Origin of the sequence: Lentzea aerocolonigenes (genome assembly GCF_000974445.1) — a bacterium.
Lineage (GTDB): Bacteria > Actinomycetota > Actinomycetes > Mycobacteriales > Pseudonocardiaceae > Lentzea > Lentzea aerocolonigenes.
In genome coordinates, this window is sequence record NZ_BBOJ01000021.1 from 219,519 (window position 1) to 232,575 (window position 13,057).

At 70.9% G+C, this 13,057-nt stretch carries 13 protein-coding genes; 8 read left to right on the plus strand and 5 right to left on the minus strand.

Annotated features, from left to right (window positions below; all coding sequences use genetic code 11):
* Positions 1-4: 4 nt before the first annotated feature.
* Positions 5-427, plus strand: a complete 423-nt coding sequence (locus AOM45_RS35885; protein WP_030471132.1) for a hypothetical protein — start codon at positions 5-7, stop codon at positions 425-427.
* Positions 428-445: 18 nt separating this feature from the next.
* On the plus strand, positions 446-832 hold the full coding sequence (locus tag AOM45_RS35890; RefSeq protein ID WP_156094185.1) for a hypothetical protein: 387 nt from the start codon (positions 446-448) through the stop codon (positions 830-832).
* A gap of 21 nt (positions 833-853) precedes the next feature.
* On the opposite strand, the gene AOM45_RS35895 is transcribed toward AOM45_RS35890, so the two are convergent.
* On the minus strand, positions 854-1,477 hold the full coding sequence (locus AOM45_RS35895) for a TetR/AcrR family transcriptional regulator (RefSeq protein WP_030471130.1): 624 nt from the start codon (positions 1,475-1,477) through the stop codon (positions 854-856).
* Between the two features lie 82 nt (positions 1,478-1,559).
* On the opposite strand from AOM45_RS35895, the gene AOM45_RS35900 reads away from it, so the two are divergent.
* From AOM45_RS35900 to AOM45_RS35915, 4 genes are read left to right on the plus strand one after another with little or no spacing between them, the layout of a single operon-like run.
* Positions 1,560-2,321, plus strand: a complete 762-nt coding sequence (locus tag AOM45_RS35900; protein WP_030471129.1) for an SDR family NAD(P)-dependent oxidoreductase — start codon at positions 1,560-1,562, stop codon at positions 2,319-2,321.
* A 28-nt stretch (positions 2,322-2,349) separates the two neighbouring features.
* Complete coding sequence (locus AOM45_RS35905) at positions 2,350-4,137, plus strand: flavin-containing monooxygenase (RefSeq protein ID WP_030471128.1); 1,788 nt, start codon at positions 2,350-2,352, stop codon at positions 4,135-4,137.
* On the plus strand, positions 4,134-5,567 hold the full coding sequence (locus tag AOM45_RS35910; RefSeq protein ID WP_030471127.1) for an NHL repeat-containing protein: 1,434 nt from the start codon (positions 4,134-4,136) through the stop codon (positions 5,565-5,567). Before AOM45_RS35905 ends, AOM45_RS35910 begins: the two co-directional genes overlap by 4 nt.
* Before the next feature lie 10 nt (positions 5,568-5,577).
* Positions 5,578-6,498: an MBL fold metallo-hydrolase gene (locus AOM45_RS35915; protein ID WP_030471126.1), complete on the plus strand. Its 921-nt coding sequence runs from the start codon at positions 5,578-5,580 to the stop codon at positions 6,496-6,498.
* A gap of 21 nt (positions 6,499-6,519) precedes the next feature.
* Here the strand turns inward: AOM45_RS35915 and AOM45_RS35920 are convergent, their stop codons facing one another.
* Both AOM45_RS35920 and AOM45_RS35925 read right to left on the minus strand, forming a co-directional pair.
* Entirely contained in the window at positions 6,520-7,032 is a 513-nt protein-coding gene (locus AOM45_RS35920; protein WP_030471125.1) for a hypothetical protein, read from the minus strand.
* A 71-nt stretch (positions 7,033-7,103) separates the two neighbouring features.
* Complete coding sequence (locus AOM45_RS35925) at positions 7,104-9,965, minus strand: AfsR/SARP family transcriptional regulator (RefSeq protein ID WP_051784300.1); 2,862 nt, start codon at positions 9,963-9,965, stop codon at positions 7,104-7,106.
* Between the two features lie 123 nt (positions 9,966-10,088).
* On the opposite strand from AOM45_RS35925, the gene AOM45_RS35930 reads away from it, so the two are divergent.
* Together AOM45_RS35930 and AOM45_RS35935 are read left to right on the plus strand one after the other, a co-directional pair.
* Positions 10,089-10,514, plus strand: coding sequence for a hypothetical protein (locus tag AOM45_RS35930; RefSeq protein ID WP_030471123.1), 426 nt, complete (start codon positions 10,089-10,091; stop codon positions 10,512-10,514).
* 13 nt (positions 10,515-10,527) lie between these two features.
* Positions 10,528-10,938: a peptidase inhibitor family I36 protein gene (locus tag AOM45_RS35935; protein ID WP_030471122.1), complete on the plus strand. Its 411-nt coding sequence runs from the start codon at positions 10,528-10,530 to the stop codon at positions 10,936-10,938.
* Positions 10,939-11,004: 66 nt separating this feature from the next.
* Here the strand turns inward: AOM45_RS35935 and AOM45_RS35940 are convergent, their stop codons facing one another.
* Both AOM45_RS35940 and AOM45_RS35945 read right to left on the minus strand, forming a co-directional pair.
* A complete protein-coding gene (locus AOM45_RS35940; RefSeq protein ID WP_035912385.1) occupies positions 11,005-11,892 on the minus strand; it encodes an RNA polymerase sigma-70 factor in 888 nt (295 codons plus the stop codon).
* On the minus strand, positions 11,889-13,046 hold the full coding sequence (locus AOM45_RS35945; protein WP_174517951.1) for an NAD(P)/FAD-dependent oxidoreductase: 1,158 nt from the start codon (positions 13,044-13,046) through the stop codon (positions 11,889-11,891). Before AOM45_RS35945 ends, AOM45_RS35940 begins: the two co-directional genes overlap by 4 nt.
* Positions 13,047-13,057 lie beyond the last annotated feature (11 nt).

Genomic DNA, 13,057 nt, shown 5'->3' on the forward strand with positions numbered 1-13,057 from the left:
ACGCATGCGCGAGAGCACGGCGCCGGCCGTCACCGAGATCAACTGCTTCGCGTTCGCGGGCACGCCGGACTCGGTGACACGCAGTGTGTACGCGCTGCCCCGCACCGTTGTCCAGCACACCTGGTACGCGCTGCTGGTCGAGAGCGAGCGAGCGGCGGACATCCGGGTCTTCTCCCGTGCCAGGGCCGGTGACGACATCGGACCGGTCGCCAGCTGGCACGGCGGGAGCCTCGGCGCGTTGCCCATCCGGATCATGTCGCTGCTGATGAACGCCGGTGACGGCATCGGGGCGGCGTTGAGCGAGCACGGCGACTTCGTCGAGCACGGCCTGGTTCCGTGCCCGCCCACCCCACGCGGCGCGTTCGGTCACGCGCTCGGTGCCTACGCCGCGGACCGGTCGATCCGCGCCTTCGTGATCGCGCTGTAGGCCGTGCACCACTGGGGCATGTACTGCTTCAGCGGACCGCGCCGTCAGCTGGCGGTCCAGCTGTTCGCACTCCCCCGCGACATCGTCCGCAAGGACCTGGTCGTCCTGTTGCTGAGCACCGACGACCAGGGCGGCGCGTGGATGTTCGTCCGCGACGGCGACCTCACCGCGGTCCACGAGTGGCAGTCCGCCTCGCTCGACGACCTGCCGGAGGCGGTGCTGTCCCTGCTGTCGTCCGAAGTCGGGCCCGCCGACGCCGTGTCCGTCCTCAGTGGACTCTACCCGTTCGCCGCCCGTCCTCCCGCACTGCCACCCGCTTCGGCCCGCGGCGCGTTCGGCCTGCCGCTGGACGGGTTCGCCGGCGACAGCGCGCGGGCCTGCGTGCTCTACTCCGGCGCACTGTGAGGAGAGCCACCGCGACGCGCGCTACGTCGGAAGCCCCTGCGCCGCGATCACGAGAGCTTCCGCCGTCGCCGCCGCCAGGGACTCCGGCGTCTCGGTGTTGAACGCGTGGTGCTCCACGGTCACCCGCAACGCACTGTTGATCATCGCTGCCTGGATCGCGGTGACCAGGTCGGGCTCGGCCAGACCCGCGCGGTGCGCGAGCGCCTCGGCGAACGCGGGCTCCGCCTCCCGGTGTGCCTCCAGCCAGACCGCGCGCAGGCCCGGATCGGTCCTGGCCAGCCGGACCAGGTTCATCATCGCCACCACCTCGCCGGGGGATCCGATGCGGCCGGACGTGAGCATGGCGAGCAGGTCCGAGACGCCCTGGTCGCGGCGCCACGCACGCAGGCACTCGGCCGTGTGCTCGATCCCGCCGGTCAGCAGCGGCATGACGCAGCTCTCCTTGCTCGGGAAGTAGCGCCACAGCGTGCGCACGGAGATGCCCGCCTCGGCCGCGATCTCCTCGGCGGACGTGCCCGCGACTCCCTTGGCCAGGAAGAGGCGGACGGCCGCGCGTGCCACCTCGAGGCGGGTCTCCGCCTTGCGCCGTTCGGTCAGCGGCGGTCGTCCGGTCCGCTCTGAAGTGCGGGTCTGCTGGTCGGGCATGTCACCTCCGTCCGGACATCCTACTTCTTGGCCTTCAGCGACATAGTGGCACTGAGTGCCAATAAGTGGCTATGGTGGGGGCATGAACAGCGATCTGAACGGCAGCAGCGTCGTCGTGACCGGCGGCGGATCCGGAATCGGGAGGGCCGCGGCTCTCCAGTTCGCGCAGCTCGGCGCGAAGGTGGTGGTCGCCGACGTCAACGCCGAGGCGGCCAAGGCGGTCACCGAGGAGATCACCTCGGCCGGCGGCACCGCGGTCGTCGTGGCGGGTGACCTGACCGAGTCCGCCGTGGTCGACGAGGTGGTCGCGACGGCGGTGGAGCAGTTCGGCGGCCTGGACGTGCTGGTGTGCAACGCCGGGATCACCGACTCGATGAGCGCGGCGGCCGACGTCACCGACGCGGAGTGGGAACGCGTCCTCGGCGTCAACCTCACCGCGCCGTTCAAGCTCACCCGTGCCGCGTTGCCGCACATGCTCGCCAAGGGCAAGGGCGCCATCGTCTACACCGCGTCGGAGGCTGGCCTGCGCGGCAGTGCTGCCGGCCTCGCGTATACGATTTCGAAGACCGGCCTCATCGGACTGACGCGCTCGGTGGCGGTCATGTACCGGGAGTCCGGCATCCGCGCGAACGCCATCGCACCGGGCGGCGTGGCCACGGGCATCGCCCTGAACATGGATCCCGCCGCGCACGGCCCCCAGGTCTTCGGCAGGTACATGCAGAACATCGGCCGGGTTTCGCAGGCGGAGGAGCAGGCCAACGCCATCGTCTTCCTCGCCTCCGACGCCGCCTCGAACATCAACGGTGTCGTCCTCCCGGTCGACAACGGCTGGTCCGCGGTCTGAGAAACCCCGTACAGCGAAAGGTTTTCCTGTGCTTTCCGAGGACCTCGGCTTCGATCCGCACGAGCTCCGCGCCAGGTACCGGGCCGAACGCGACCGCCGCGTCCGTCCCGACGGCTCCGCGCAGTACCGCGACGTCAGCGGCGAGTTCGGCTTCTACGCCGACGACCCGCACGCCGATCCGCACTTCACCCGTGAACCACTGCACGACGAGGTGGAGGCCGTCGTCATCGGCGGCGGCCTCGGCGGGCTGCTCGCCGCAGCACGGCTGCGGCAGGCGGGAGTCGGCTCGATCCGGGTGGTGGAGAAGGGCGGCGACTTCGGCGGCACCTGGTACTGGAACCGCTATCCGGGAATCCACTGCGACATCGAGTCGTACGTCTACATGCCGTTGCTGGACGAGCTCGGGCACGTCCCCGCGTGGAAGTACGCGCCAGGCGAGGACATCCGGCGGCACGCCCGTGCCATCGGCGAGCACTTCGACCTCTACCGCGACGCGTGCTTCCAGACCGCGGTCACCGGCCTGCGCTGGGACGAGGACGCGGCCGGGTGGATCGTGTCCACCGACCGCGGCGACCGGATGCGGGCGCGGTACGTGGTGATGTCCAACGGCACCCTGGACCGGCCGAAGCTCCCCGGAATCCCCGGCATCGACACGTTCCGCGGACACACCTTCCACACGAGCCGCTGGGACTACGGCTACACCGGCGGTGACGCGAACGGGAACCTCAGCGGACTCGCCGACAAGCGCGTCGCCCTGATCGGCACCGGCGCGACCGCGATCCAGGTCGTGCCCCACCTCGGCCGCGACGCCCGGCAGCTGCACGTCTTCCAGCGCACCCCGTCCACTGTGGACTACCGGGACAACAGGCCGACCGACGACGAGTGGGCGGCGTCACTGCGGCCGGGGTGGCAGCGCGAGAGGATGGAGAACTTCCTCGGCATCGTCAGCGGCGACGAGACCGGCGAGGACCTGGTCGCGGACGCGTGGACCGGCAGCGCCCGGCTGTTGCGGAAGATGACCGCGGGCCAGGACCGCGGCTCGCTCACGCCGGAGGAACGCGAGCGCGCCGAGGAGCTCCTCGACTTCCGGAAGATGAACCAGATCCGCGCCCGCGTCGACGAGATCGTGCAGGACCCGGAGACCGCCGAGCTGCTCAAGCCCTGGTACCGGTACGCCTGCAAGCGGCCGACGTTCAGCGACGAGTACCTCCAGACCTTCAACCGCCCCAACGTCACCCTCGTCGACACGGCCGACCACGGCGGCGTCGAGCGCGTCACGGAGAACGCGATCGTGGTAGGCGACCGCGAGTACGAGGTGGACTGCATCATCTTCGCCACCGGTTTCCAGGTGGCCATGTCGGACATGATCACCGGCCGGCTGCCGGTGCACGGCCGCGGCGGCACCCACCTGTTGCAGCACTGGAGCCGAGGGCCGCGGACGCTCCACGGCTTCTACAGCAACGGTTTCCCGAACCTGTTCACCATGGGGGCGTTCCAGAACGCGTCGTCGGTGAACTTCGCGCACGTCCTCGACGAGCAGGCGAGCCACATCGCGGCGGTCGTGGCGGAGGCGGGCAAGCGCGGCGCCCGGTGGGTCGAGCCGAGCGAGGAGGCGGTGGACGCCTGGGTGTCGGCGCTCGGCGAGAACGCGGAGGAGCTCCACCGGTTCTACCTGGAATGCACTCCCGGCTACTACAACAACGAGGGCAAGCCCCACCCGCGCCGGAGTTTCGCCAAGGGTGCCACCGCGTTCCACGCCCTGCTCCGGGACTGGCGGCACAACAGCATGGACGACGTGATGGTGATGCCCGGATGAATCCCTTCCACGGCACGAACGGCATCGCGTTCGGCCCGGACGGGCGCCTGCACGTCGCCGACTTCCTCGGTGGGCGCATCAGCGCCGTCGACCTCTCCACGGCCGAGGTCGAGGTGGTCGTGCCTGCGGGCGACGTCGTCCAGTCACCGGACGACATCGCGTTCGCTGAGGACGGGTCGATGTACATCACCGACCTCGTGCCCGGCCGGGTCTGGCGCCGCGACCCGCTCGGCGAGCTCACGCTGGTCAGCGACGAGGTGAAGGTGCCGAACGGCATCACCTGCGTGGGAGACCGGTTGTTCGTCAACGAGATGCGCCCCGGCGGGCGGCTGCTCGAACTGTTCCCCGGCGGCGGTGAGCCCGTCGTGCTCACCGGCGACCTGCCGATGGCCAACGCGATGCAGCTCGGCCCGGACGGCCACCTCCACTACCCGCACGTGCTCACCGGCGAGGTCCACCGGATCTCGCCGGACGGCGGCACCCCGGAGCTCGTCGCCGACGGCGTGCACCTGCCGGTGGCGGTTCGTTTCGACCGCGAAGGCGCTCTGCTGATCCTTTCCTCCGGCCCCGAGGGCGACATCACGCGCATCTCCCCCGACGGACGGCGGCAGGTGATCACGACCGGGATCTTCGGCCTCGACAACGCCGCGGTCGACGAGGACAACCGCGTGTACGTCTCCAGTTTCGCGAGCGGCGGCATCGCGGAGCTCCACCCGGACGGCAGGCTCCGCCAGATCGTGCCGCAGAGCCTCGTCGGGCCGTACGGTCTCGCGGTCGACCGCACCGGCACCCTCCACGCGGCGGATCACTACCGCGTGGCTGGAGAGCGCACCCTCAGCTCCACGCACGGCGTCGCCGCCGGCCAGGACGAATTGCACACGACCTCGCAGTACGGCGAGGTGCGCACGGGACGAAGGGTGCGCGCCAAGGGTTTGCGCTGCCCGCTCGGCATCGCGGTGCGCGACGACGGTGCCCTCGTGGTCGCGGAGACGGGTGCGGGACGGATCATCGCGATCAACGCGGACGACGCGATCACCGTGGTGGCGAACGGGTTCTCCGAGCCGGTGGATGTGGCGTTCGACGCTCACGGGCGGTGCTACGTCAGTGACGAGCAGGGCGTCGTGCACCGGATCGGCGACGGGCAGCCGATCGCCGAAGGTCTTGCCGCACCACAAGGCATCGCCGTCCGGGGTGACGAGCTGCTCGTCGTGGAGGCGGGCCGGCGTCGAGTGCTGGCGATCGACCTGGTGACCGGTGAGATCAGGACCGAGGCCGGCGATCTCCCTCTCAGTCCTCCTAGAACGGTCCGCGCGTTGTTCACCCACGGCATGCCGGGATGCCCACGCGCGTTCACCGGGCTCGCCGTCGCACCCGACGGCACCCTCCACGTGTCCGGACGTGGCACCGTGCTCCGGATTCCGCACGAGTAGGTTGCCCGTCATGACTGCTCAGCCAGAACTGCGGGAGGTCGCTCCCGGCGTCCACGCCTGGATCCAGCCGGACGGCACCTGGTGGATCAACAACGCCGGCGCGGTGCACGCGGACGGCGAGGTCGTCGTCATCGACACCTGCGCGACGGCCCGCCGCACCCGGCTCTTCCTGGACGCGCTCGCCGAAGCCACCGGCGACGCGCCGATCAGGCTCGCGGTGAACACGCACCTGCACGGCGACCACGTCTACGGCAACGCGCTGCTGCCGGACGAGACCGTGATCGTCGCGCACGAGCTCACCCGCCAGGGCATCCTGCAGGACTTCATCCTGGCCAACACCCCGCCCGCGTGGTCTCCCACGCCCGACTGGGGTGTCGAGGCCGTCCGCCCGCCCACCGTCTCGTTCCGCGACGAGATCACGCTCCACGCGGGCAGGACCCCGGTGGAGGTGCGGCATCCCGGTCACAGCGCGCACACCGTCGGGGACGCGGTGGCCTGGCTGCCGGAGCAGCGCGTGCTGTTCACCGGCGACCTGATCTTCCACCAGGTCACGCCGATGATCGCGATGGGCTCCCTCGACGGGGCGCTGCGCTCGCTGGACTGGCTGGCGGGCTTCGACGCGGACACGGTCGTGCCCGGCCACGGACCGCTGGTGACCCGCGCGGCGTTCGCGGACGTGCTGGCCGCACACCGGCGGTACTACGAGTTCGTCCGCGACACCGCTGTCGTGGGGCGAGAAAAGGGCTGGACGCCGCTGCAGGCCGCGCAGGAGACCGGTCTCGGCGAGTTCGCGGACCTGCCCGACGCCGAACGCCTGGTGCTGAACCTGCACCGGGCCTACGCCGACGCCGACGGCACCGACATCAACATCACCGTCGCACTGGCGGAGGCCATCGCCTTCAACGGCGGACCGCTGCACTGCGCGGTGTGAAGGACCGGGCCGGCGGTCGCGTCAGTGACCGCCGGCCACCTTGACCACGATGACGATCCCGCCGATCACCAGGTTCACGAGTCCACTGAGGACCGACATGAGCACGCTCGCCTTCATCCGCCGGCCCGCGGTGTAGCCCCACACGAACATCGTCAGGGTGTCCACGGCGACCGACCCGTACAGCGCGGCGGTGAGCGAGAAGGCCCCGAGCGCGGAGAAGAGCACCAGGACCAGCGGACCGATCGCCGCGGTCATCAACGGACTGGTGACGACGAGCATGTGCCGCAGCTCCACGCCGTTCATCCTGTGCCCGTAGGCGAACCGGTACCCCTGCACCTCCGCCGCGATCGTCGCGAGCCACAGGCCGAAGGACGCGCCGAGCACGGACAGGGCGGCCGAGAGGTGGGTGCTCGACCCGGCCAGCGCTAGGCCGAGCGTGACCGCGATGACCGCCAGCTCCGCGTAGATGCGTTCCTTGAGACGCTCCGCGATCCGCGCCACGTCCTGGCCGGTGCTGCCGTCCGACTCGATCACCGTTCGCCGCCTTCGACTGCCGTCGTTCCTCGCACGCCGACAGTACTCCACGAACGTCCACTGTGGAGCGCTCAGGCCAGCCGCTCCGCCATCTCGTCGAGCCTGCGGGAGTTGACCGGGTCGGGCGCGCGGAGGTGCAGCTGCCTCGCCGTGTCGAACGCGCGCCGTGCCGCGTCGAGATCGCCCGTCTCGGCGCGAACTCCGGCGACGTCGAGATGGGCGGCGACGGCGAGGTGCAGGTCGTCCGTGTCGCGGTAGAGCCGCGCGGCGACGGCGAACTCGTCGGCCGCGGCGGCAGCGTCTCCGAGAACGCGAAGGCTCTGGCCGAGTTCGCGGTGCGTGAGGGCCAGGGTCACCTTGTTGTCGGCCTCTTCGACGGGTGCCAGCGCGGAGCGGAAGTACCGGACCGCGTCGTGGTGCCGGTCGGCCCGCGCGTGCACCTGGCCGAGCGACACCAGGGAGTCACCCTGCTGGCCGACGAGATCGTCCTCTCGCGCGATCGCCAGTGACCGTTCGAGATCCGCGACCCCGCCGGCGAAGTCACCGAGCAACGACTTCGCGTCGCCGAGGTTCTGCAGCGTGATGGCCAGGTAGCCGCGGTCGTCGGCCGCTGTGAACAGTTCCAGCGCGGCCTCGTACGAGGCCACGGCGCGGACGGTGTCGCCCAGCTCGTTGTACATCCAGCCGAGGTTGTTCTGGATCGCCGCTTCCCGTTGCGCGTTCCCGGACTCCCTGGCGATCGCGAGACACCGTTGCTGCTCCCGCACGGCCTCGTCGACGCGTCCGACGTGCACGAGCGCGATCGAGAACTGCACTCTGGCCGGGACCTCGAGGTGGGCGGCGTCGAGCTTCATCACGGCGTCGACCGCGTACCGCTGCAGGGACGCCCCGAGCGCCCAGGTGCCGCGGTGCTCGAAGTAGCCGCCCAGCAGGAACGGGATCTGCCACGCCTCCACGTGTCTTCCCGTGGACACCGCGTGGTGGACCAGCGCCACCAGGTTGGACTTCTCGCCGTCCAGCCACGCCAGTGCGTCCAGCGCCGTGCCGAACGGCGCCGCCGGGTCGGCCTCGACGAGGGCAGGGCGGTAGGGCAGGAGCAACCGGTCCGCCGCGGCCAGCTTGCCGACGTACCACGTGCACAGCCGGTCGAGCGCCGCCTCGCGGCATTGCGGATCCTCCTCCGTCCGCGCGCGTTCGTTGGCGTACAACCCGATCAGGTCGTGGAACACGTAACGGCCGGGAGTACGGCTGTCCAGCAGATGAGCGTCGTGCAGCACTTCCAACAGCCGGCTGCCGCGCCCGGCGTCGATCGCGGCCAGTGCGGCGGCGATCTCGGGGGTGGCGTCGAGGTCCGGCACGAGGCCGAGGCACCGGAACACCCTGCGCGCCACGGGTTCGAGGCGCTCGTACGACAGCCCGAACACCGAGCGCACGGCGGCCTGGTCGTCGTCGTCGACCGCGAGAGCGTTCAACCGGTTGCGAGTCACGTCCGAGACGAAGTCGGTGAGGCGGCGGCGGGGCTGGTCCAGCAGGTTCGCGGCGGCGATCCGCAGTGCCAGCGGCAGGTGACCGCAGGCCTCGGCGAGAGCGGCCGCGGCGTCCGGTTCGGCGGCGATTCGCCGGCCGCCGAGCAGCGCCACGAGCAGTTCGAGGGACTCGTACGGGTGCAGCGGCGTGAGCAGCAGGCGGCGCGCACCGTTGATCGCGACCAGACCGCCGAGACGGCTGCGCGAGGTCACCAGCGTGACCGTCGTGGACGTGCCGGGCAGCAGCGGCCGCACCTGGTCCGCGTTGTGCGCGTTGTCCAGCAGCACGAGCATCCGGCGGTCGGCGACCAGCGACCGGTAGAGCGCGGCGGCGCTGTCGAGGTCCTGCGGGACGTGTTCGGCTCGAACACCCAGTGCACGCAGGAACTCGCCGAGCGCGTGCGCCGCGTCGACCGGCTCCGTGGTGGCCGCTCCGCGCAGGTCGGCGTAGAGCTGGCCGTCGGGGAAGTCCGCCCGCCGCAGGTGCGCCCACTGCAGTGCCAGCGCGGTCTTGCCGACACCGCCGGCACCCGCGATCGCCGAAATCGTCACCAGACCGGCGCCGGCCACCGCGTCGTCCAGCACACCGAGCTCCTCGGTGCGCCCGCTGAAGTCGCGGGGCGGGGCGGGCAGCTGCGCCGGCCGGGGACGGCGCGGCCGCACCGGGAGGTCCAGCACCGGATCGGCACGCAGCACCTCCTGGTACCGCGTGTGCAGCGCGTCGGACGGATCAACGCCCAGCTCGTCGCGCAGCACCTCCCTCGTCTGGTGGTAGGTCGCGAGCGCGTCCGCCTGCCTGCCGCAGCGGTACAGCGCCAGCATCAGCTGGGCCCGGAACCGTTCGTGCAACGGGTACCGCGCCACCACCTCGGTCAGTTCCGCCACGAGATCGTCGTGCCGGCCGAGCTCCAGGTCGACGTCGACCCGCTCGGCCAGCACCGCGAGCCACCGGTCGGTCAGCGCCTCCGCCACGGCCAGCACGGCCGGCACGTCGGCGAACTCGGCCAGCGGAACACCGCGCCACAACGCCAGCGCCTTGCGCAGCACCCCGGCACGCCGCCCCGGATCGACGGTCGCGTGGGCGTCGGCGACCAGCTGCCGCATCTCGTCGGCGTCGCACTCCCCCGGTCGCACGACGAGCCGGTAGCCCGCGGGCCCGTGCACGATCCGAGCCGGGTCACCGAGTTTCTTCCGCAGCCGATGCACGTACAGCTGAAGCGTTTTCCGTGCGGACGCGGGCGGACTGGACTCCCAGAGCGCCTCGGCGAGCGCTTCGGCGGACACCGGCGAGTTGGCGTCGCAGAGCAGCACGGCCAGCAGACGGCGCAGCATCGGCTGGTCCAGATCGACGTCTTTCCCTTCCACCGCGACGCGGAGCGGGCCGAGCACACCGAACTCCGTCTTCATGAGGGCCTCCCCCACGACGACGGTGGCACCGCGGCGATGAAACCGCAGTGAAACCGACCGCGTTCACGGTGATGGCGTAGTCGCGGACAGCGGCACGAGGCATCAGACAAAGGGGGCTGTTGCATGGGAAGAATCAAGTTCGGGGCCGTCGGCGCGGTCGCGGCCGCGCTGGCATCGACGCTGCTCGCCGGACAACCGGCCGCAGCGCAGACCGGAGGACCTTCCGTGCTGGCTGACAGGTCGTGCCGGGTGGTGCAGTGGTCCTGTGTGACCGCGCCGCTCTGGGTCCCGGCCGGCGCCGCCGTCCACATCGCCACCACGGGCGTCCCCTGGGGAGCGCCGTGGGAACCCGGTCAGCCAGAGCCGGTCAACTCGTTCGTCCTCATCCGGTACATGGATGGACCGGGCGACCCGGAGGTCAGGCGCGACAACAAGAAGCGAGGAGTCCAGCACGACTGGTGGATCAGCGGGTTGCCGGCCGGGAACTACCGGGCGGAGCTCCACTGCCCGTACCAGTGCCCCGGTGCCCTGCTGTACTTCGACAACTGACGCGGAGGGAACCGTGCTCGCGAAGCTCGCGATGTGGGCGGCCGTTGCGGCCGCCCTGGTCACCGCTCCCGCCGGAGCGGCCGCCGACGACCACAACGGCGTCGAGCTCGAGAAGCTCGGCACGGACCTGTCCGCCGCGGCCTGGGAGTGCGCGGCCGGGTACTCCTGCTACTACGACCGCACCGAGGGCCGTGACTGGTTGTGGAACGCGCCTGGTTGCGGCTGGTACAACCTCGAAGTGAACGTCCCGCGGCTCGACAACCGCATCTCCTCGATCCGCAACCGCGGCAGCGGCCTGGTCGAGGTGTGGCGGTGGGAGAACGGCAGGGGCTGGGTGAAGAAGGGCTGGGTGCCGGTCGGGTACCAGGGCAGCTTCTACGGTGATCTGGAGAACGACATCGACGCCGTGGACGTCAGGTGCTAGACGCCGGAGCCGTCCGGGTCCCGCGGGGTGGTCTGGACGGCTCACCGGCCGAACGCGCGAGTGCGGTCAGATCTCGCGGACGACCCGGCCGGTGACGGCGCCGAGCTTGTCGGGGTTGGCGACGTTGTGGAGGGCGACGATCCGGCCGGTGTCGTCGAGGTCGAGCGTGAGCGTGGCGATCACCCGTCCGGCGCCGGCGAACACCACGCCCACGCCGCCGTTGAGCTCGACCAGTTCAGCGCTCATGTCCGCGATCTCGACGCCCTGGTAGGGCCGCGTGGCGATGGCCGCGAACCAGGTGGCCACCTTGTCCGCGCCGACGACGGGACGCATCGCCTGGCGCACCTTGCCGCCGCCGTCCGTCCACAGTGTCACGTCCGGCGCGAGCAGCTGCATCAGGGTGTTGATGTCACCGCCGGTCGCGGCCGCGAAGAACCGTTCGGTCACCTCGCGCTGCCGGGTGCGGTCGGTGTGGAAACGGGGGCGCCGGGCCTGCACGTGCTCGCGGGCCCGGTGCGCCGCCTGCCGCACCGAGGCCTCCGACCGTTCGACGGCGTCGGCGATCTCGCCGTAGCTGAAGCCGAACGCCTCCTTCAACACGAACACCGCGCGTTCGAGAGGACTCAACGTCTCCAGCACCACGAGCACCGCCATCGACACCGTGTCCGAAAGGTCCACAGTGGACGCATCCGCGGTGTTCGTCAGGATCGGCTCCGGCAGCCACGGACCGACGTAGGTCTCCCTCCGGACCTGGGCCGAACGCAGCCGGTCCATCGCCACGTTCGACACGATCCGCACCAGGTACGCCTTGGGGTCGGCCACCTGGGACCTGTCCGAAGAGGACCACTTCACCCAGGCGTCCTGCACCGCGTCCTCCGCGTCGGCCGCGGTGCCGAGAATGCGGTACGCCACCGAGAAGAGCAGGTTGCGGTACTCGCCGAAGACGTCGTTCATCGGTTGAACCGGCCACCGCGCGGCCAGACCGAGCCCATGCCGGGCACGCTCATCAGCCGGCGGTACGTGGGCCACGGCGAGGAAGTCACCGTCTCCTTGTACCAGACGGCCCTGCGACCGGTGAGCAGAAACGACCTGGGGCTGCTGTCCGGCCTGGTGAACTGCACCACGGCGTCGTGGCGGCCCAGGCTGACCGGCGTGTGGTAGTAGCCGAACCGGAACGGCTTGGGCTGCTTGCCGTGCAGTTCCCGCACGATCGACTCCGCGGCGTGCACGCCGGTGGGCATGCCGCTCTGGCAGGTGCCGTGCAGGACGCCGTAGCCCTGCCGGATCAGGGCCGCGTCGCCGACGGCGTAGATCTCCGGGTGCGACACCGACCGCAGCGCGGCGTCGGTGACGATGCGCCCGTTCCCGTCGACCTCCAGCCCGGCCGCGGCCGCGAGCGGTGACACCCGCACCCCGCTCGTCCACAACACCACGTCCGCAGCAACGCTTTCGCCGCCCACCAGCTCGACGGAGTCCGGCAGCACCTTGCCGATCTCGGCACCGCTGCGCACCTCCACGCCCAGCCGTTCCAGCGAGGCGTCGAGGTACGCCTTGGCCTTGGCGCCCAGCGTCGCGCCGGGTTCCTGCCTGCCGAGCAGCACCACCCCCAGTTCCGGATGCTGCTCGGCGATCTCGGCCGCCGCCTCCACACCGGTCAGCCCGCTGCCGCACACCGCGACCGTGCGGGTGCCTGCGTCAGCGAGCCGCCGCGCCAACAACTCCGCTTCCTGCCTGCTGTTCAGGGTGTAGGCGTGGTCGTCGGCGCCGGGAACCGCTGCGGTGTCGGCAACCCCGCCCAACGCGTAGACCAGCGTGTCGTACTCCAGCACCTGCTCGTCGTCGACGCGAACGGTGTGCGCGGCGGCGTCGATGCCGGTGACCCAGCCGCGCACGAACTCCACACCGGTGTCCTTCAGCAGCTCCGGGATGCGGAGGTCGGCGACCTCCTGCCCGGACGCGGTCTGGTGCAGCCGCAGCCGCTCGGTGAACCTCTCCGTCGCGTTGACGAGAGTGATCCGCACGTCGTCGCGGCGCTTGGTGCGCGCCGCCGTGATCACCGCCGACATGACGCCCGCATATCCCGCACCGAGAATCACGATCCTGTGCACGGCCGTTGTCC